Here is an 18,991-nt window from a genome sequence, read left to right as displayed (position 1 = left end):
ATTTTATTATATAATACGACTATGCGTAACTCTATTAGGAGGACTTTAAATGAAACATTTATACATCAAAAGTAAAGTTGAAGAAAATGTTGAAACCATAATTCTTTTACACGGTACAGGAGGTAGAGAGACGGATTTACTCGATGTTGCTGCCATGGTAGATGGTGATGCCAATGTCCTAAGCCTAAGAGGTGAGATTGATGAAAATGGACAAAGCCGATTTTTTAGACGCCTTTCAGCTAATGAATTTGATGAAGCGAGTCTAAAAGAAGAAGGTGATAAAATATACAACACTTTAAAAGACTTGAGTAAAATCTATGATTTTGAGCTCTCTAAATCCATACTTATTGGTTATTCTAATGGCGCAAATATGGGAGCTTATTTATTGTTGAACTACGATTTAGGGTTAAGAGGGGCAATGTTAATGCACAGTGCTTACCGTAGTGAAACAGTTGGAAAAGGAATGTTGTTTAATACAGATGTACTTCTAACAGCCGGTGCAAAAGATATGACTGCTACAGCTGGTGAATCATACACCTTAAAGAAAAAACTAGAAGACAAGGGCATGAATGTAACCATTAAGCTGACTGACGGGGGTCATGAAATTTCGCCGATGGAATTGATGGAGGGTAATGTTTGGTTTATGCCAATTAAAAAAGCCCTCAGAGACGAGGGCAAATTGCTATAGATAATGTTTCTTTAAATAAATCTCAAGGCCATCTTCATCACATGTAAAATCGGTGACATCATCTGCAAGACATTTAACGTCTTCTTGACCGTTTTTTAAGGCAGTTGATTTACCGACAACTTTAAACATAGGGATATCATTCATAGAATCGCCGAAAGCATGAATGTCATGAAGCGGCAGCTTAAGTTCTCTAGCAATTGTCTTTAAACCGGAACCTTTGTCTGTGCCATAGACCATGATTTCTGAGTTATGATTTGATGTACGGTATATCTGAAAACCAGCGTCTGATGTAAAGTGATTATTGAGGTAGTCATACCAGTTGTCCATCTTATTTTTATCATTTGAGAAGAAGTAAAACTTAATAATATCATTGGTGTCGAGTGCGTGATTATCGACCCATTGCTCTTGAGAGTTTAAGGTACGGGCAGTGCCGATGTTTTCATAATCTAGTACTGTCTCATCAGCTTGTGCAGTGAGGTCCTCCAAAGCATAATCGTAATCATCATTATAGGTATATGGACCACCGCTCTGGCTCGTTGTTATCTCATAATATATCTTGTGTTTACGAACCTCTTCTAAGACGAAACTGACTTGTTCTTTTGTAAAGGCAGTGCGTGATAAGAGCGTGTCACCAAGGTATACGGTCATACCGCTCGCAGCGACAAAGCCATCGACCGGAACATCGTTAGGCACTTTTTGATGAATCATTTGAAGCGAACGTCCGGTCGCGATAATGATTTTGATTCCTTTATTATGGATGTCTTGAAGTGTCTTAATGAGACTGTTGGGGAATTCACCTGCATGATTTAATGTTGTACCATCTAAATCGAGGGCAATAGCTTTCATCTTTATATGAGCTCCTATCATATGTATTCGTTACCTCTTAAATTTTAGCATATTTACACAAGTATGATAAAATACCAGTACTAGAATTAGTATATAAGGAGTTGTTCATAGTGACAAATACGGGTGTGTATTTAGAAAAATATGATTTAGAAGACTTGCATCAAGTTGCAATAAATACCGGCGTCAAAAATGAAACAGCTTTAGATAAAGAAGACTTAATTGAGGCAATTTCAGCAAACTTAACGAATGAATCAGTACTCACGTACACTTACCTATATAGTGATGATATTGCGCTCGAATCATGGAAAAGAGCAGCGACAAATTTGGATGAAGCGAAAGATTTAAGCCTTGTAGACATTTACGGCTTGTATATCATGGGCTTGGCCTATGAAGATTTAAATAATCCTGACCACTTCTTTATTATTGATGAAGTGCTCGATAAATTTAAAACAGTCGATACGAAAGAAAATAAAGAAAAACGTTTGGCAGTTCAAAGAAAGTTAAATTTAATTAGAGCTGCCTTACATCTCTATGGTGTTGTTGAATTTAAACAGCTTACTAAACTATTTAAGAAATACTATGGCCAGGAGACGACAATTGAGGAATTAGTCGACTTAGTAAATGAGTCACCTTATGTCATTACGATTAATGAAAAAAACAAAGAATTTGTCATAGATGATATGACAGATGAACAGTACCAAATTATTAGAAAAAATCAGCAAAAATACAACTACTATGAACCAGAATTTGCTAAGTTCATACAGTTTTCAAACCCGAACTACATTGATGAGTCTATTTATCATGAGTCACTAAAATCTTGGGTTAGTAGTCACTTAAATACAGACGTAGCTTCACTAGAAGAATTATATATTCAAATGTTACGTATGATTATTAGTGGTCAAAAACGGACTGATATCATCGCAGAAATTAACAATCTAGGCTATGAATTTTCTACTAAACAAGAAGAAGATGACTTCTTTAATTTAGTGAGTGGCGTGCTAAAACATACTCGTCATTTCCAATATAGAGGTAAGTCAGAAGCAGAACTTGGACAAAAAACAATCGTCAATGAGTTCAAGGTCGGACGAAACGATCCTTGTCCATGTGGCAGTGGAAAGAAATATAAAAAATGCTGTGGTAAAGCAGTTTGATATAAAAGCACCAGCCATGCTGGTGCTTTTTCTGATAAGAGGTGAGAATGATGCACTGGCAAATATTTAAGGCGTTTTTTAGAGTAGGGATGCTCGGTTTCGGTGGGGGTCCTTCATCGATTCCGTTAGTTAAAATAGAAGTTGTTGATAAATATAAATGGATGTCGAATGAAGAATTCCAAGATGTACTGGCAATCGCCAATGTTTTACCAGGACCAATTATTACTAAAGTCGCTGGGTACATATGTTATCAAATAAAGGGTTGGCTTGGTGTAGCCAATGCCATGGTTGCGATGATTTTACCAACGGCAGTGATTATGACCATCCTTCTTGCTTTATTTACAGGTTTTAAAGACCTAGCCTGGGTACAGGGAATGAGTGCAGGGGTAGTGCCAGTTGTCCTAGTCATGCTAGCGATTCTAACAATTGAATTTTTACAATCAGCGAAAGCGGTCACGACGTGGGCATTTTTAATTCCTTTTACTATAGGTATGTTGATTATCTTAGAAGTGCTAAATATTCATCCGGCAATTGTTATCGCCATTATTATCGTTATTAGTCTTTTAAGGAAATATAAGGTTAGAGGAGGGTCAACATGATTTACATGGAAATTTTTCTGGCCTTTCTGATTCCAGGTATAATTGGATATGGTGGAGGTCCAGCCTCAATCCCTCTAGTCGAAAGAGAGGTTGTTGATACCTATGGTTGGATGACAACTGGTGAGTTTGCTGAAGTACTTGCACTCGGTAACTCACTACCTGGTCCTATACTAACGAAGATGGGTGCCTACATTGGATACGAAGCCGGTGGCGTACTTGGTAGTATTGTTGCAGTAACTGCAAGTGTCCTACCTTCCTTGGTTGTCATGATTTTACTTGCTGCACTTTTATATAAGTTGAAAGGGACGAATAAATTCAGCACCTTAACAACATTAATTAGACCAGTGATTGCAATATTAATGGGTGTAATCGTAGTAGATTTTCTATTTAACTCTCTAGAGGTTTCAGGTGGCTTCCACACAATATTCTTAATTGTCATTGCTTTTATACTTTTACAGATTGTTAAAATACATCCTGCCTTCGTCATTATGATTGGCTTAATTTATGGTGCCCTGTTTATTAGATAAGAAGCATGATATTTAATGGAAAAGTAAACTTGTAATATAATGAATGGGAATGATTAAAAACCAAGCTAGAAGGAGACGACTAAGTATGGCATATGAAATACGTGAAATGAGAATATCGGACGCTAAAAGTATTGTCAGGCACAAACATATTGTGACTGAGGCGTATCCAGATATTCTAGCAACAGCAATTGAAAATCGTGAGATAACTGTTGAAGAAGAAGAAGCAACTATAAAATCTTTAGGCACCAATGACCTAGGTATTGTTGCTGTAGATGGTGATACGGTTATTGGTATGTTAAATATGCGCCAAGATCACCGTAAGAAGTTTGAACATATCGCACAATTTGGTATCAGTTTACAACCAGACTATACTGGCTCAGGTACAGGGACTGCGATGATTGAACGTGCCCTAGAATTTGCTAAAGCTAACGATATAATTGAAAAAGTCATTCTAACTGTTTTCTCTAATAATCCTGGAGCAATTAAACTTTACGAAAAATTAGGCTTTAAAGAAGAAGCTGTATTGAAGAACCAAGTGAAATTGAAAGAAGGCTATACTAATTTAGTCTATATGTCGAACTTTTTAGAATAGATGAGAAAATAGCGGAATGTCGTGATATTATAAAGTTAAGAAGAATAATATGGTGGGTGAGCACATGAAATTAAGAAATGTTTTCATTTACGCAATAGCATTAACTTTATTTACGGCAGGGGTTATCTTTTCAACGACTGCATCCTACACACAGGATGCGCCATTATCACTTACAACAATAGGTATCTTTATGATAGTCATTTTTGCTGCCTACATCTGGGTATTAATGTGTTACAGAAAAAGAACAATCCACAAAAAAGAGAATCGCATTTAAGCGATTCTCTTTCTTTAAATAAATTAAAAGGATGATTATTCATGGGTAATTTTGAAGAAATTAATAAACGTGCGCAAAAAAACACAGGTCGAATTCAAGAAACGCAACCCGATTTTATGTCTGCTTTCAGAAAGCTTCAAAAAGAAGGGTATAAAGCTAATGCTTTGGATGAGAAGACCAAAGAGTATATCGCTTTAACTTATGCTATCGCAGATAAGTGTGAGGGTTGTATTGGTAACCATGTCAACAAACTAGTTAAACTCGGTGCGACACGTGACGAAATTTCAGATATCGTTGCGGTCTCTATAGTGATGGGTGGCGGACCAGCTAGTGTATATGGTGGTAAAGCACTAGAAGCATATGATGAAGCGACGACAGAGGTATAATCGTGTTAGACATTCATTCTTTGGTGGTCGATTACGATGACTTTAAAATTATAGTGGAAAGTTTGATATTCGAACCTGGCTTACACGTTCTAATTGGGGAGAATGGAAGTGGTAAAAGTTCAGTTTTAACAGGTGTTACGGGTTTTAATACAAAGTCCATAAAAAAACGTGAACTCTATGTAGACAACCACAAACTTTCTTCTACAGCAGAATACATCAGCTATCTTCCTCAACACAACGTACCTTTTCAAATTAATGTAGAAGATTTTGTAGGTTTGAGCACAGAGAAGAAAATTTCTGGTGAACAGTTTATTGGAATTCTAAACGATTACGATTTAATACATTATCGAAATCACAGCATTGAAAATTTAAGTGGTGGGGAGTTCAAACGTGCACTTCTTGCGCAAATTGAATTGGAAGACAAACCCATAATCATGCTTGATGAAATTGAACAAGGATTGGATGTTAACTATCAACACATTATTTTATCGAGATTGAAAGAATTAGCTAAAAATAAAGTGGTCATTCTTGCCATGCATGATTTAAGTTTGGCGATGACATATGCAGATTCAATTTCCGGCATGAAAAAAGGTACTTTAACCGCAGCTAAAGTACCGAATCATCAAGTAACAGAAGAGATGTTGTCTCATATATTTTCACGTGAAATGAAGGTTATCAGGCAAGGGAATAAGGTAGCTGTCCTCAGTTAGTTTCTATGGCACCAAGGGCACCTGAAAATTCACCGTTGGGTACAACATAGGCCTCTGCGCCTTTTAACTGACTATAATTATAAATGATGTCCGTCATTACAGTGTTATCGAGTAAAGTAGAACCAATAAACACCATTTTTTTAGTGTCAAAGGCATCAGCTAGATTTAAAGCCATTGCTGTAACAGTTTCTGCTACAAGACCAATAACTGCGATCAGTTGATCTTCAATTGACTGGTCGCTTTTGTGATTAAGTACATTTCCGAAGTTACTTGCAGTAAGATCACCTGGAATTGGTGTAGGCTTACCATTGTAAATATGATGGACTTTTAAATCGACTTTGTTACGGTCACCTTTTTTTGCACGTTCTATAATCGTATGGTAATCCTCGATTCCTGTCAGTAAATGACTTAAGCCGAGTAAAGTTCCACCACCTACACCAGACCCACCAACACGTTTTTGATCCGTGGTTGTCGCTTGGTGGAAACTTGTTCCTGTACCAACATTTAAGTATACATAACGTTCAAAATTCAAATTACTTTCATTCAAGAGTTGAGTCAGACCTCTAAAGGTAGCATCGAATTCTATGGAAATTTTAGATTCAAAATTTAGCTTCTCTTGTATATATTCTGACTTGCCTCCTGTTAAATAAACTTCTTCTTCACTATAATCATTGTTTAATATCTCAATCACTTGGTCAATATCAGTGGAAGGGTATTTTTTAAAGGTACGATTTTCATCATCAAGAATGACCAATTTAATTAATGTACCGCCAGCATCGATGCCGATTTTCATAAGATCGCTCCTAAAGTTATAAATGAAACAGCGCTCAAAGTTATGAGCGCTGTTATTAACGTTTCTTCTATTTTAATATTTTTTTGGTTTTTGTCTACGTTTCATTGCATTATTAGGTTCTCTTCTTAATCCTTTAGAAACTGATGCAATCATCAAGATTAGTATGAGGCCAAACGGTAGACCTGCTAACAGTGAAGCTGCCTGTAAGCTGGTTAATCCACCTGCTAATATTAATGCGATAGTCAACAATCCGAGCAATAGACCCCAAAGGACTTTAAGTCGAATTGGTGGATTCTCTGTTGAACCAATACTCATTCCCGAAACAATAAATGTTGCTGAATCGGCTGATGTTACTAGGAAAGTAAAGATTAACAGGAGCGCAACAATAGATGTAAACCATGAAATAGGTAAGGTATCAAACAAGGCGAAGAGCGCCTGCGTTTGGTCATCTAGAACGATTTGTCCAATATTTGTATTATTCATAAGATCTGAATAAATTGCTGTACCACCGAGGGCGCCAACCCATAGGAAAGATAGCATTGGTGGGACAATCAGAATACCCAGTACATATTCACGAATCGTGCGACCGCGAGATACACGGGCAACAAATGAACCAATGAATGGACTCCAAGCAATTACCCATGCCCAGTAGAACACTGTCCAGTCTTGAACCCAAGTACCACCTGCATATGGTGTCATGCGTAATGAATAGCCAACAAAGTTTGTCAAATAGTCACCAAGCCCAAGAATAATACTTTCCATAATGAATGTAAATGGTCCAACTGCCATAATGAAAATGGTTAAGACAAGTGCAAGGATCATGTTTAAACTGGAAAGGAATTTCATTCCTTTCTTAAGTCCAGTTACTGTTGAAAATATAAATAGACCTGTCATAGCTGCTGTCAAAATGATTTGAGTTAATGGTCCTGATGGAACACCAAAGGCGATATCTAAACCACCATCCATCTGCATAATACCTAAACCAACAGAAGTCGACATACCCGTTACAGTTGCAATGATTGCTAATATATCAATTGCTTTACGTGCTTTTTGATTGTAATCCATACCGAATAGTGGTTCTAAAGCAGTTGAGACTAAACCATCACGGTTTTTACGGAATTGGAAGTAACCAATTGATAGACCAGCTACCCCGAATATTGACCATTGGGAGATTCCCCAGTGGAAATAAGTATAACCCATCGCGAGTCTAGCGGCTTCGGCATCCTCAACTGGACCACCTAAAAATGGTGAGGTCATAAAGTGTTCCATAGGCTCTGCGACACCAAAGAATACTAAACCAACACCTAGCCCACTTGAAAATAGCATTCCGACCCAGGCCCAAAATGAGAACTCTGGTTTGGAATTATCACCACCGAGTTTTACGCGGCCATAAGGTGATAGGGCAAGAAATAATAGAAATACACCGAATCCAAATACAACGAGTAAGAAAAACCAACTAAATGTTTCTGAGATAAGAGCATAGACATTTTCAGAAGCGACCTGGAACTGAGTTGGAATAATCATGGCAATTGCAGACACTACAATGATTATTGAAGCTGCAGTCCAGAAAACGACGCCTAGCTTATTAAACTGAAATTTTTCCGGTTGATCCTGGTTTTCCTGACTCTTTGTAGTTGTACTTTCTTCGTTTGTCACGAAAGTTCCTCCTAATATATTTGTAGTATACAAAGTTACTACCCGGCAATAACGACATGAAACGTTGAATTGGAAAATTTTGTGTTAATGTCTAAATTGTCACTAGAGAGGGTATGGACTTATAATAGCAAACTATAGAATCTTGTCAAAAAGGGGAAAATTATGGACATTAAAGTGAGAAAGTACAATGAAAGTGATAAGGACGCACTTCAGTCCTATGAATTAAGTGACAAGCAACAAATTTATTCTAGTTTACCATTAGATGTATTAAATGAAGCTCTAGAAGATAAAGATCGAACTGCCAATGTGGTTGTCACAGATGATGGAAAAGTTGTTGGTTTTTTTGTACTACATAAACATTATCAACACGAAGGGTATGATACGCCGCATGAGGTGGTTTACGTGAGGTCTTTATCCATCAATGAAAAATATCAAGGAAATGGTTACGGTACGAAAGTGGCTCAATTATTACCGGTTTATGTACAAGAAAACTTTTCTCAGTTTGAGCATTTATACTTAGTTGTTGATGGTGAGAATCAAGGGGCATGGAATCTATACGAAAGAGCAGGGTTCTTACACACTGCAACAAAGGAAGAAGGACCTATTGGTAAGGAACGTTTATATTATTTAGATTTAGACCGTAATTATGTACCGAACTTAAGAATCAATTTGGCAAGTGACGTGTCTGCTTCTACACTGAAATTCAATCTCATGCTAGGCGAGGAAGTTGCAGGCTATATTGATACGGTTAAAAACGGTAAAGTACTGGAAATTAAACATATATATGTTGAGGAGAAGCATCGTTCAAAAGGGATTGCTGAGAGCGCAATAAGGCAGTTTGCTACAATAGTTAGAAAATATTTGAAAGATGTTGAGATTGCTGAAGTTAACGTGACGAATACGGGCTTAGAAAAGCTGTTTACTGGTGCTGGATTTGTTCACCCTCATGATGCTGAAGATGAGAATTATTACCGGAAATTGGTGAGATACTAACTTAGCTCTTGAAACATTAGTAAAATATTTGTATTATATCCTAAGGTATTTACATCTTGAAAGGATGACGTAAATGAGACTGGACAGTTATACTAAGGAAATGATGGACGAAAATTCATTTATTGATATGTCACACATTTATTTAGAAGATAAAGGCGAAGATACTAACCTCTATGAAATGGTAGATAAATTTAAAGAAGTTGGGAATTATACTGAAAGTGAAATTGAAGACCGCATCTTACAATTCTATACGGATTTAAACACTGACGGTCGTTTCTTAAGTACAGGTGAAGGTGTTTGGGGCTTACGTGAATGGTATGCCGTGGATGATATCAATGATAAGATTGCACCGACCATCCATAAGATTGAGATTGCTTCTGAAGATGAGTATATTGATGAAGAAGAAGATTACCCTGGTGCCAAGGAACTAGGTGAAGACCAGGAAGAAATTGATGGCACACTTCATGGTGAAACTGAAGAAGATGATGATGAAGAAGCCATCGATTCTGAAGTCGATGATGAGTTGGAATTCGACGACAAAGAAAAGCTTGAAGATGAATATGATGACGAGGCAGATGCATATTAATAATTATTGACTTTCTTCTTGAAAGTGATAATATTTTAATTGGGCTCCCTTAAATTGGGACTAGTAAACGTGCTCCTTTTCACATTTGTGAAAGGGAGCTATTTTTATTTTATGCAGGAGGAAGACTATGACTAAATATATCTTTGTAACAGGTGGCGTGGTGTCATCTTTAGGTAAAGGAATAACAGCAGCTTCACTAGGACGTTTATTGAAAGATAGAGGTTTTAAAATCACAATTCAAAAATTTGATCCCTACTTAAATGTTGACCCAGGGACGATGAGCCCGTATCAACATGGTGAAGTATTCGTCACAGAAGATGGTGCGGAAACTGATTTAGATCTAGGGCACTATGAGCGTTTTATCGATATTAATGTGAGCAAGTACTCTAATGTCACTGCTGGTAAAGTATACTCTGAAGTCATTCAAAAAGAGCGCCGCGGAGATTATTTAGGTGGTACAGTGCAAGTGATTCCTCACATTACAAATGAAATTAAATCACGCATTAAAAAAGCGGGGGATTCATCACAAGCTGACATCGTTATTACAGAGATAGGCGGTACAACAGGTGATATTGAATCCTTACCGTTTATTGAATCAATTCGTCAGTTACGAAGTGACCTTGGTAAAGATAATGTTATGTTCATTCACTGTACATTGCTGCCTTATATTAAAGCAGCTGGAGAAATGAAAACAAAACCAACTCAACATAGTGTTAAGGAACTAAGAGGTTTAGGTATTCACCCTGACATGATTGTTGTTCGTTCTGAATATCCGATGACTGAAGATTTACGTGATAAGATTGCATTGTTCTGTGACATCGAAGAGAAAAACGTAATCAATGCAAAAGATGAAGAAACAATATATAAGCTTGTGATGTCATTGCAAGATCAAGATATGGATGATTTGGTTCTTGAAAACCTGAAACTTGAATCTAAGGGTGAAGCGGCATTAACTGATTGGAAGCATTTACTTGATAACCTAAGTAAAATTGATAAAACAATCAAAATCGGTTTAGTTGGTAAGTACGTGGAACTACAGGATGCTTACCTATCTGTAGCAGAATCGCTGCGTCATGCAGGTTATGAAGTCCATGCAGACGTTGATATCCACTGGATTAATTCTCAGGAAGTGACTGAGCAAAACTATATGGAAATACTCGGAGAAGTCGATGGTATAGTGGTACCGGGTGGCTTTGGTGACCGCGGTATAGAGGGTAAAATCTTAACGCTTAAATATGCGAGGGAAAACAAGGTGCCTGTTTTAGGTATTTGCCTCGGCATGCAACTCGCATCAGTTGAATTTGCTCGTAATGTAGTAGGCCTTAAAGGTGCAAATTCTTCCGAATTAGATGAACATACACCATACGCAATCATTGATTTAATGCCGGATCAAAAAGATGTTGTTGTTCTTGGTGGTACTCTTCGCCTCGGTAGTTTCCCATGTGTGATTAAAGAAGGAACCAAGGCAGAGGCACTTTATGAGCAAAATGAAATTAATGAGCGTCACCGTCACCGTTTTGAATTCAACAATGCTTATAAGGAACAGCTGGAAGAACATGGCATGGTGTTTAGTGGGACTTCACCAGATGGTAGATTGGTGGAAATGATTGAATTAGAAGACCACCCATATTACATGGCTGTTCAGTTCCACCCAGAATTCCAATCAAGACCAACACGTCCACACCCACTATTTAGTGGTTTGATTCAAGCAACTTTAGACAACGAATAAGTTTAAGCTCAGCTGAAAATTCTAAGTAGAGTCTTCAGCTGAGTTTTTACCTTTATGGGTTAAATCGTGATTTTAATCAAATTTAAATCAACCTTTAATAGTAAAGCATTGTCACTTTAATGAGCTTTAACTTATAATGGAGCTAACATAAAATTGTTTGGAGGATACAAAATGAAATTTTTTATAGATACAGCAAATATGGACGAAATTAAAGAAATCCATCAGTGGGGGATTTTAAGTGGTGTAACAACAAACCCATCACTAGTAGCTAAGGAAAAAGATATTTCTTTTCACGATAGACTCGTTGAAATCTGTGACCTTGTTAATGGCCCTGTAAGTGGAGAAGTCATTGCATTAGATGCAGAGGGTATGATTAATGAGGGTAGAGAACTCGCTAAATTACACGAGCACATCATTGTTAAAATCCCTATGACTGAAGAAGGTATGAAAGCAGTTAAAGTATTAACAGAAGAGGGAATCAAGACGAATGTCACTTTAGTCTTTAATACAGTACAAGCTCTAACCGCAGCTCGTGCTGGTGCGACATATGTTTCACCATTCATTGGACGATTAGATGATATCGGTTTAGATGGCCTACAGTTAATCGAAGATATTGCAGCAATTTTTGCAGTCCATGATATCGACACAGAAATTATAGCAGCATCAATTCGTAACTCAGGTCATATGCACGGCGCCGCACTACGTGGTGCAGATATTGCTACAGTACCGTACAAAGTTATTAAAACATTAACGAAACATCCTTTAACTGATAAAGGTATTGAACAATTCCTTAATGACTGGAACCAAAAATAAGACCTTAGTAAACCAAAGACAAGGAGCTAAAGCTATGGCTAAAGAAGTAATCAAAGTCCGCGGTGGTGCTGATTTAACAGGTCAAGTGAACATCAGCGGTGCCAAAAATAGTGCAGTCGCACTTATACCGGCATCTTTAATGGCAAGTACAGGTTCTGTAAAGCTTGAAGGACTGCCAGAAATTAGTGATGTAAAGACACTGATGAGTTTATTAAATGACTTAAATATTAAAACAGAATTAGATGGAACAACCTTAGAAGTGAATGCAGAAGAAGCTGTAAATATGCCGTTACCAAACAACAAGGTACAGTCACTAAGAGCATCTTACTACATGATGGGTGCAATGCTATCTCGTTTTAAAAAATGTGTCATCGGCTTGCCAGGCGGTTGTCCGCTCGGGCCTAGACCAATCGACCAACACATCAAAGGCTTTGAAGCCCTTGGTGCTAAGGTCACGAATGAACATGGTGCAATGTATTTAACTGCAGAGAAATTAGTGGGCGCCAAAATATTCTTTGATGTTGTGTCTGTTGGAGCAACAATCAATATGATGTTAGCTGCGAGCTGTGCCGAAGGCCGTACAACTCTAGAAAATGTAGCCAAGGAGCCAGAAATTGTTGATGTCGCTTCACTATTAAATAATATGGGTGCGAATATTAAAGGTGCAGGTACAGACACGATTCGTATCGAAGGTGTTGAGTCCTTACATGGCACAATGCATAATATTATTCCTGACCGCATCGAAGCTGGTACTTATATGGTTGTTGGTGCCGCGACAGGTAAGGATTATAAAGTAAACAATATCATTCCAACACACATGGAATCTCTCACTTCTAAGTTAGAGGAAATGGGTGTAGATATTGAAATCGGTGATGACTATGCCATCATTAATAAACCGGAATCGTACAAAGCCGTATCTATTAAGACACAAGTCTATCCAGGATTTGCAACTGATCTTCAACAACCGATTACGCCACTAATGTTTAAAGCAGATGGTGTAAGTAAGATAACAGAGACAATTTATCCTGCGCGCTTTAGACATGTTGATGAATTAGCGAGAATGAATGCCCACATTGACAAGAAAAGTGGCAGTGCCTTGATTTACCCATCTGACCTAAAGGGTGCAGAAGTATATGCAAGTGATCTAAGAGCGGGTGCTTCACTACTCATTGCAGGATTACTTGCAGATGGTGTGACAACAATTCACAATGTAAACCATATTGACAGAGGTTATGCAGACATTGTTAAGAAACTTGAAGCACTAGGTGCAGATATTTGGCGTGATACAGTAGAAGAGGAAGACTAGAATCCAAGGATTCTAGTCTTTATTCTTACGGCGCTTATATTTATAAAAGTTTTGACAATGCTACTGTCTAACGGTAATATAATTATGTTTTAGATGAGACTGTAATATAAAATTAGTAATGGAAGTGGAAATATTGTCTGATAACCAAAAGACCGAGGATATGAAATATGAAACGTTTGATGCGCTTTATAAGAACAACACCACTAAAGCCTTAACCGAGCGCGCCAAACAACTAAAGCTGTCTAACTACAGTAAACTGAATAAAAAAGAATTAGTCCTAGCCATTCTAGAAGCTGAAATGGAAAAAGACGGTAACTATTACATGGAAGGCATACTCGATGATATCCAACAAGATGGATATGGTTTCTTACGAACGGTCAATTTTTCTAAAGGTGAAAAAGATATTTATATCTCAGCATCTCAAATTCGCCGTTTCGAGTTGAAAAAAGGAGACAAGGTTACTGGTAAGGTAAGAAAGCCAAAAGAAAATGAAAAGTATTATGGTCTCTTACAGGTTGACTTTATTAATGGACATAACGCTGAGGAAGTTAAAAAACGCCCGCATTTCCAAGCACTTACTCCACTTTTCCCTGATGAACGTATCCACTTAGAAAATAAGCCTGAAGATCTGTCCACACGAATTATGGACTTAGTCACGCCAATTGGTTTTGGTCAACGTGGTATGGTCGTTGCACCACCTAAGGCAGGTAAAACTTCACTGTTAAAAGAGATTGCTCAAGCAATTACGAAGAATCACCCTGGAGTCAAGTTGTTTATACTACTCATTGGTGAACGTCCTGAGGAAGTAACGGATTTAGAGCGTTCCGTTGAAAATGCTGAGGTTGTACATTCCACTTTTGATGAACCTCCTCAACACCACGTCAAAGTTGCAGAACTATTGCTTGAACACTCAAAACGTCAGGTTGAGATGGGTGAAGATGTCATCATTTTAATGGATTCAATTACGCGTCTTGCACGTGCATATAACCTAGTTATTCCACCGTCTGGACGAACACTTTCTGGTGGACTAGACCCAGCAAGTCTTCATAGACCTAAGCACTTCTTTGGTGCTGCAAGAAACATAGAAGCAGGTGGAAGCTTAACAATTCTTTCTACCGCACTTGTTGATACAGGTAGTCGTATGGACGATGTTATTTATGAAGAATTTAAAGGAACAGGGAATATGGAACTGCATCTCGATCGTAGATTGAGTGAAAGACGCGTATATCCAGCCATTGATATTAGCCGTTCGAGCACACGGAAAGAAGAGCTCTTGTTAGATAAAAAAGAACTTGATGTTCTATGGCAGCTTAGAAATCTCTTTACTGACTCACCGGACTTTACAGAACGCTTCTTAAGAATTCTTAAGACAGCTAAAACAAATGAAGAGTTTTTCGATATCTTAAGAGAGCGTATGATTAGTTCTCAGAAGACAGGTAAACCTGTAATCTAATCTAAAAGAGATATTGATTTTTATATGCTGAACATGTATAATGGCAAAGTAATGCGTGGTGATAACCACAAATAACTCTGTTCCAGATGGTTCAGGGCAAAGGAGCTGACAAATTATGAAACAAGGAATTCATCCTGATTACAACAAAGTAATCTTCTTAGATTCTACTACGAATTTTAAATTCTTGAGCGGATCTACACGTACTTCAGACGAAACTATGGAGTGGGAAGACGGTAACGAATACCCAGTTATCCGTTTAGATATCTCTTCTGATTCACATCCGTTCTACACTGGTCGTCAGAAATTCGCATCTGCGGATGGACGTGTTGAGAAATTCAACAAAAAATTCGGTTTTAAATCAAGCAACGAACAATAAGTTAAATTCAACTGCACTGAGTGTCTCAGTGCAGTTTTTTTGTGTGCAATATATGCTATAATTAATAAATGAAAAAGTGACTAGAAAAGGACGTATTCTTATGTTTGATCAACTTGAAATAATTGAAAATCGATACGAACAGTTAACTGAGCTCTTAAGTGACCCAGATGTTGTAAGCGACTCGGACAAGCTTCGTAAATACTCTAAAGAACAAAGTGATATCCAAGAGACTGTAGAAGTATTCCGTGTTTATAAGGGACATTTAGAAACAATTGAAGAATCTAAAGGTATGTTAAAAGAGACAGATGATCCTGAAATGGTTGAAATGCTAGAAGAAGAAATTTCAACTTCTGAAGATGAACTACCTAAATTAGAGGAGCAATTGAAATTCTTAATTATCCCTAAAGACCCTAATGATGATAAGAACGTAATTATTGAAATCCGCGGCGCAGCAGGTGGAGATGAAGCGCAAATCTTTGCTGGAGATTTATTTAGAATGTATTCTCGTTATGCAGAGGATAAGAAATGGCGCATTGAAGTAGTAGATGCTTCAGCAAGTGAACACGGAGGTTACAAGGAAATCAGCTTTATGATTCAAGGTAACGGTGCGTATTCTAAGTTGAAATTCGAAAATGGTGCGCATCGTGTTCAACGTGTACCTGAGACAGAGTCGGGTGGTCGAATTCATACATCAACTGCAACAGTCGCAGTGTTGCCAGAAGTTGAAGATGTAGAAGTTGAAATCCGCAATGAAGATATTAAAATTGATACCTATCGTTCTTCTGGTGCTGGTGGACAACACGTTAACACGACAGACTCTGCAGTACGTATCACTCACTTACCAACAGGGACAGTTGTGACATCACAAGATGAGAAATCACAAATTAAAAACAGAGAGCGTGCAATGAAAGTGCTTAAAGCACGAGTATATGACATGATGCAACAAGAAGCACACGCTGAATATGCCGAAAAACGTAAGAGTGCGGTAGGAACAGGGGACCGTTCAGAACGAATTAGAACTTACAACTATCCACAAAATCGTGTGACAGACCACCGTATTGGTCTAACAATTCAAAAATTAGATCAGATTATCGATGGTAATTTAGACGAGGTTATCGAAGCATTAGCTATCGAAGAGCAAACCTCTAAACTAGAAGAGTTAAACAATGAAACGATATAAAGAAGTACTTAAAGAGGCGGAAGCCTCTTTAAGTATATCCGGACAAGAGACTCGGATTGCATCGATTTTATTAGAGGAAATGTTTGGTCTAACTTTAAGTCAATTGATGATTCATGAAAATGATGCTATGCCACAAGCTGACTATGATTACCTTATGGAAGTTATAGACAGAGTGAACGAGAACGAACCTTATCAGTATGTACTTGGAGAAGCTTACTTTTATGACACTTATTTTAAAGTGACCTCGGATACTTTAATTCCAAGACCAGAAACTGAAGAGCTTGTATATTATGTCCTTAAAAACGAAAGTGATCATGGCTTACAAGTCGCTGATATAGGTACAGGTACAGGGGCAATTGGCCTAACCTTGGCAAGGACTTGGAAGAATAATAAGGTGACTGTGACAGATATTTCAAGTGAGGCACTGAGTGTAGCCAAAGAAAATGGAGTGAACCTAGGTGTGGAAGTCACCTATAAACAAGGTGATTTATTAACACCTCTAAAGGAATCAGGGTGTCAGTTTGATGTTCTTATCTCTAATCCACCCTATGTCAGTGAAGACGAGACTCACCTCATGACACCATCAGTACTTGAATATGAACCACACCAAGCTTTGTTTGCAGATGATGATGGACTCGCGCTTTATAAAAAAATGATATTAACATTAGATGACGTGTTAACAAAAGGCGGTAGGGTGTATTTTGAAATTGGATATGCACAGGGAGCGCCCTTACTCGAGTTTGTAAAAGATATAAAACAGATATCTAATCCCGTAATTATAAAAGATATAAACGAGCAAGATAGAATATTACACTTTACATGGGGTGAAGATGATGACTAAAGTATGGAAAATAAATGAAAGTGACTTAACAGATCCAAATGAACAAGAATCTTTAGCACTTAAACTAGAAGAGATTAAAACAGCATTCACCTACGGAGAAGTTGTAGCCATTCCAACAGAAACGGTTTACGGTCTTGCTGCAGATGCAAGGAATCATGAAGCCATACACAAAATATTTCATGCTAAAGGACGCCCTGGAGATAACCCTTTAATTATACACATCCATGACATTTCTCAATTAGAAGCATTTACAACACCACTTGATGACAGAGTGAAGAAACTTATGGAGCAATTTTGGCCAGGTCCAATTTCTTTTATCTTACCTTTAACAGGAGATTACTTAGCTTCTAATGCCGTTGCTGAATTAAATTCAGTAGCAGTAAGAATGCCGAGCCATCCAGTAGGAAGAAAGATTATTCAATACGCAGATATGCCACTAGCAGCACCAAGTGCCAATTTAAGTGGTAAGCCATCTCCAACAAATGCAAAACATGTCATCGACGACTTAAATAATAAAGTTTTCGGTGTAGTTGATAGTGAATCTGCTAACTTTGGTATTGAAAGTACAGTTTTAGACTGCACTCAATTCCCTTACCGTATCGCACGTCCAGGTGCAATTACGAGAACGGATTTAGAAGCGGTACTTGAATCTGATGTTGGTAATTTCCATAGTGAGGATGATAAACCCATCTCTCCTGGAATGAAGTATAAGCACTATGCACCACGTCAACCATTGATTGTAATAGAAGGTGGGTTTACAAATAACACTAAACTTCCTATTGAACGTGGGCAGAAGGTTGGAGTAATTGCACCAGAGACATGTAGGGATTTTATTAGTGATGATATTCAATTTATTAGTTTATGTAGGGATACAACATCGTATAAAGAGGCGGCAAGGAATCTATACGCTGCCTTGAGAATTATGGATACATCAGATGTGGACACAATCTTCATACATGGGTTTGATAAAGTCTCTGAATCTGAAGGTTTGATGAACCGTATCTATAAAGCAACAGGTAATGAAGTGATTCAAAATGACTAAGTTAATTTTTGTGTGTACAGGAAATACTTGTAGGAGCCCGCTCTGTGAAAGCTATATGAAGACAAAGTATCCAGAAGCAAATATTTACTCAAGCGGTCTATTTGTTACGGCATATGATACGAGTGAAAACTCACAAGCAATTATAGAGAAAAACAATCTTATTTCACCAGACAAACCTACACCACTTACTGAGGATGAGTTAACAGATTCCGTACTCTTGGTAATGGGATCACACCATAAAGAAATGATTTTATCTGTAAACCCACAAGCCAATGTACATCTACTGTCAGAATATACAACAGGTGAGCAGGTTGATGTGGAAGACCCTTTTGGGGGAACAGTCGCGCAATATGAAAAAGTTTTTGAGCAGTTGAAATCCTATCTCGATAAAATAGAGCTATAATTCAGTTAATTTTTGAAAGTATCTGTACGTACAGGTATAATGAATGA

22 protein-coding genes are annotated in these 18,991 nt (G+C 37.7%); 19 read left to right on the top strand and 3 right to left on the bottom strand.

Annotated elements, in window-relative coordinates:
- Positions 1-49: 49 nt before the first annotated feature.
- Positions 50-688: an alpha/beta hydrolase gene (locus tag H624_RS0101645; protein WP_026866031.1), complete on the top strand. Its 639-nt coding sequence runs from the start codon at positions 50-52 to the stop codon at positions 686-688.
- Here the strand turns inward: H624_RS0101645 and H624_RS0101640 are convergent.
- A complete protein-coding gene (locus tag H624_RS0101640) occupies positions 683-1,534 on the bottom strand; it encodes a Cof-type HAD-IIB family hydrolase (protein ID WP_026866030.1) in 852 nt (283 codons plus the stop codon). The genes H624_RS0101645 and H624_RS0101640 overlap by 6 nt on opposite strands.
- Positions 1,535-1,644: 110 nt before the next feature.
- Between H624_RS0101640 and H624_RS12900 the strand changes: the two genes are divergently transcribed.
- The 7 genes from H624_RS12900 to H624_RS0101605 all read left to right on the top strand — a co-directional run bounded on the left by H624_RS12900 (position 1,645) and on the right by H624_RS0101605 (position 5,773).
- The gene (locus H624_RS12900) at positions 1,645-2,685 is read left to right on the top strand and encodes an SEC-C metal-binding domain-containing protein (RefSeq protein ID WP_035855615.1); all 1,041 of its coding nucleotides are present in this window, start codon (positions 1,645-1,647) and stop codon (positions 2,683-2,685) included.
- 50 nt (positions 2,686-2,735) lie between these two features.
- Positions 2,736-3,284: a chromate transporter gene (locus H624_RS0101630; RefSeq protein WP_084145666.1), complete on the top strand. Its 549-nt coding sequence runs from the start codon at positions 2,736-2,738 to the stop codon at positions 3,282-3,284.
- On the top strand, positions 3,281-3,811 hold the full coding sequence (locus H624_RS0101625) for a chromate transporter (RefSeq protein WP_026866027.1): 531 nt from the start codon (positions 3,281-3,283) through the stop codon (positions 3,809-3,811). Before H624_RS0101630 ends, H624_RS0101625 begins: the two co-directional genes overlap by 4 nt.
- An 85-nt stretch (positions 3,812-3,896) precedes the next feature.
- Positions 3,897-4,403: a GNAT family N-acetyltransferase gene (locus H624_RS0101620; protein WP_026866026.1), complete on the top strand. Its 507-nt coding sequence runs from the start codon at positions 3,897-3,899 to the stop codon at positions 4,401-4,403.
- A gap of 64 nt (positions 4,404-4,467) precedes the next feature.
- A complete protein-coding gene (locus H624_RS0101615) occupies positions 4,468-4,677 on the top strand; it encodes a hypothetical protein (RefSeq protein ID WP_026866025.1) in 210 nt (69 codons plus the stop codon).
- Between the two features lie 41 nt (positions 4,678-4,718).
- Positions 4,719-5,063 (top strand): carboxymuconolactone decarboxylase family protein, encoded by a 345-nt coding sequence (locus H624_RS0101610; protein ID WP_051220440.1) that lies wholly within the window; start codon positions 4,719-4,721, stop codon positions 5,061-5,063.
- 2 nt (positions 5,064-5,065) lie between these two features.
- The gene (locus H624_RS0101605; RefSeq protein WP_026866023.1) at positions 5,066-5,773 is read left to right on the top strand and encodes an ATP-binding cassette domain-containing protein; all 708 of its coding nucleotides are present in this window, start codon (positions 5,066-5,068) and stop codon (positions 5,771-5,773) included.
- On the opposite strand, the gene coaW is transcribed toward H624_RS0101605, so the two are convergent.
- Both coaW and H624_RS0101595 read right to left on the bottom strand, forming a co-directional pair.
- On the bottom strand, positions 5,766-6,566 hold the full coding sequence (gene coaW, locus H624_RS0101600; protein WP_026866022.1) for a type II pantothenate kinase: 801 nt from the start codon (positions 6,564-6,566) through the stop codon (positions 5,766-5,768). The genes H624_RS0101605 and coaW overlap by 8 nt on opposite strands.
- Positions 6,567-6,638: 72 nt before the next feature.
- Positions 6,639-8,222 carry a BCCT family transporter gene (locus H624_RS0101595; protein ID WP_026866021.1) on the bottom strand — a complete coding sequence of 528 codons (1,584 nt, stop codon included), beginning with the start codon at positions 8,220-8,222 and terminating at the stop codon, positions 6,639-6,641.
- Between the two features lie 162 nt (positions 8,223-8,384).
- Here H624_RS0101595 and H624_RS0101590 point away from each other — a divergent pair, with 162 nt between their 5' ends.
- The 11 genes from H624_RS0101590 (at position 8,385) to H624_RS0101540 (ending at position 18,944) form a co-directional block, all read left to right on the top strand.
- Complete coding sequence (locus tag H624_RS0101590; RefSeq protein ID WP_035855590.1) at positions 8,385-9,215, top strand: GNAT family N-acetyltransferase; 831 nt, start codon at positions 8,385-8,387, stop codon at positions 9,213-9,215.
- 73 nt (positions 9,216-9,288) lie between these two features.
- Positions 9,289-9,801, top strand: a complete 513-nt coding sequence (rpoE, locus tag H624_RS0101585) for a DNA-directed RNA polymerase subunit delta (RefSeq protein WP_026866019.1) — start codon at positions 9,289-9,291, stop codon at positions 9,799-9,801.
- A 127-nt stretch (positions 9,802-9,928) separates the two neighbouring features.
- Positions 9,929-11,530 carry a CTP synthase gene (locus H624_RS0101580; RefSeq protein ID WP_026866018.1) on the top strand — a complete coding sequence of 534 codons (1,602 nt, stop codon included), beginning with the start codon at positions 9,929-9,931 and terminating at the stop codon, positions 11,528-11,530.
- A 171-nt stretch (positions 11,531-11,701) separates the two neighbouring features.
- Positions 11,702-12,343, top strand: a complete 642-nt coding sequence (fsa, locus tag H624_RS0101575) for a fructose-6-phosphate aldolase (RefSeq protein ID WP_026866017.1) — start codon at positions 11,702-11,704, stop codon at positions 12,341-12,343.
- A 34-nt stretch (positions 12,344-12,377) separates the two neighbouring features.
- Positions 12,378-13,649: a UDP-N-acetylglucosamine 1-carboxyvinyltransferase gene (locus H624_RS0101570; protein ID WP_026866016.1), complete on the top strand. Its 1,272-nt coding sequence runs from the start codon at positions 12,378-12,380 to the stop codon at positions 13,647-13,649.
- A gap of 160 nt (positions 13,650-13,809) precedes the next feature.
- Complete coding sequence (rho, locus tag H624_RS0101565) at positions 13,810-15,102, top strand: transcription termination factor Rho (protein WP_370545427.1); 1,293 nt, start codon at positions 13,810-13,812, stop codon at positions 15,100-15,102.
- A gap of 115 nt (positions 15,103-15,217) precedes the next feature.
- Complete coding sequence (locus H624_RS0101560) at positions 15,218-15,478, top strand: type B 50S ribosomal protein L31 (RefSeq protein WP_026866014.1); 261 nt, start codon at positions 15,218-15,220, stop codon at positions 15,476-15,478.
- A 100-nt stretch (positions 15,479-15,578) separates the two neighbouring features.
- Positions 15,579-16,658 (top strand): peptide chain release factor 1, encoded by a 1,080-nt coding sequence (gene prfA, locus H624_RS0101555; protein WP_026866013.1) that lies wholly within the window; start codon positions 15,579-15,581, stop codon positions 16,656-16,658.
- Positions 16,645-17,499 carry a peptide chain release factor N(5)-glutamine methyltransferase gene (prmC, locus tag H624_RS0101550; protein WP_026866012.1) on the top strand — a complete coding sequence of 285 codons (855 nt, stop codon included), beginning with the start codon at positions 16,645-16,647 and terminating at the stop codon, positions 17,497-17,499. The genes prfA and prmC overlap by 14 nt, the downstream gene beginning before the upstream one ends.
- Positions 17,492-18,541, top strand: a complete 1,050-nt coding sequence (locus H624_RS0101545) for an L-threonylcarbamoyladenylate synthase (RefSeq protein ID WP_235678860.1) — start codon at positions 17,492-17,494, stop codon at positions 18,539-18,541. Before prmC ends, H624_RS0101545 begins: the two co-directional genes overlap by 8 nt.
- Positions 18,534-18,944 carry an arsenate reductase/protein-tyrosine-phosphatase family protein gene (locus H624_RS0101540; protein ID WP_026866010.1) on the top strand — a complete coding sequence of 137 codons (411 nt, stop codon included), beginning with the start codon at positions 18,534-18,536 and terminating at the stop codon, positions 18,942-18,944. The genes H624_RS0101545 and H624_RS0101540 overlap by 8 nt, the downstream gene beginning before the upstream one ends.
- Positions 18,945-18,991 lie beyond the last annotated feature (47 nt).

It is taken from the genome of Jeotgalicoccus marinus DSM 19772 (assembly GCF_000425825.1).
GTDB lineage: Bacteria > Bacillota > Bacilli > Staphylococcales > Salinicoccaceae > Jeotgalicoccus > Jeotgalicoccus marinus.
This window is presented reverse-complemented; position numbering and strand designations above follow the sequence as displayed.

Coding starts and splice junctions, on each gene's coding strand:
- H624_RS0101645 (WP_026866031.1), top strand. CDS start 50: ATGAAACATTTATACATCAAAAGTAAAGTTGAAGAAAATGTTGAAACC.
- H624_RS0101640 (WP_026866030.1), bottom strand. CDS start 1,534: ATGAAAGCTATTGCCCTCGATTTAGATGGTACAACATTAAATCATGCA.
- H624_RS0101630 (WP_084145666.1), top strand. CDS start 2,736: ATGCACTGGCAAATATTTAAGGCGTTTTTTAGAGTAGGGATGCTCGGT.
- H624_RS0101625 (WP_026866027.1), top strand. CDS start 3,281: ATGATTTACATGGAAATTTTTCTGGCCTTTCTGATTCCAGGTATAATT.
- H624_RS0101620 (WP_026866026.1), top strand. CDS start 3,897: ATGGCATATGAAATACGTGAAATGAGAATATCGGACGCTAAAAGTATT.
- H624_RS0101615 (WP_026866025.1), top strand. CDS start 4,468: ATGAAATTAAGAAATGTTTTCATTTACGCAATAGCATTAACTTTATTT.
- H624_RS0101610 (WP_051220440.1), top strand. CDS start 4,719: ATGGGTAATTTTGAAGAAATTAATAAACGTGCGCAAAAAAACACAGGT.
- coaW (WP_026866022.1), bottom strand. CDS start 6,566: ATGAAAATCGGCATCGATGCTGGCGGTACATTAATTAAATTGGTCATT.
- H624_RS0101590 (WP_035855590.1), top strand. CDS start 8,385: ATGGACATTAAAGTGAGAAAGTACAATGAAAGTGATAAGGACGCACTT.
- rpoE (WP_026866019.1), top strand. CDS start 9,289: ATGAGACTGGACAGTTATACTAAGGAAATGATGGACGAAAATTCATTT.
- H624_RS0101580 (WP_026866018.1), top strand. CDS start 9,929: ATGACTAAATATATCTTTGTAACAGGTGGCGTGGTGTCATCTTTAGGT.
- fsa (WP_026866017.1), top strand. CDS start 11,702: ATGAAATTTTTTATAGATACAGCAAATATGGACGAAATTAAAGAAATC.
- H624_RS0101570 (WP_026866016.1), top strand. CDS start 12,378: ATGGCTAAAGAAGTAATCAAAGTCCGCGGTGGTGCTGATTTAACAGGT.
- rho (WP_370545427.1), top strand. CDS start 13,810: ATGAAATATGAAACGTTTGATGCGCTTTATAAGAACAACACCACTAAA.
- H624_RS0101560 (WP_026866014.1), top strand. CDS start 15,218: ATGAAACAAGGAATTCATCCTGATTACAACAAAGTAATCTTCTTAGAT.
- prfA (WP_026866013.1), top strand. CDS start 15,579: ATGTTTGATCAACTTGAAATAATTGAAAATCGATACGAACAGTTAACT.
- prmC (WP_026866012.1), top strand. CDS start 16,645: ATGAAACGATATAAAGAAGTACTTAAAGAGGCGGAAGCCTCTTTAAGT.
- H624_RS0101545 (WP_235678860.1), top strand. CDS start 17,492: ATGACTAAAGTATGGAAAATAAATGAAAGTGACTTAACAGATCCAAAT.
- H624_RS0101540 (WP_026866010.1), top strand. CDS start 18,534: ATGACTAAGTTAATTTTTGTGTGTACAGGAAATACTTGTAGGAGCCCG.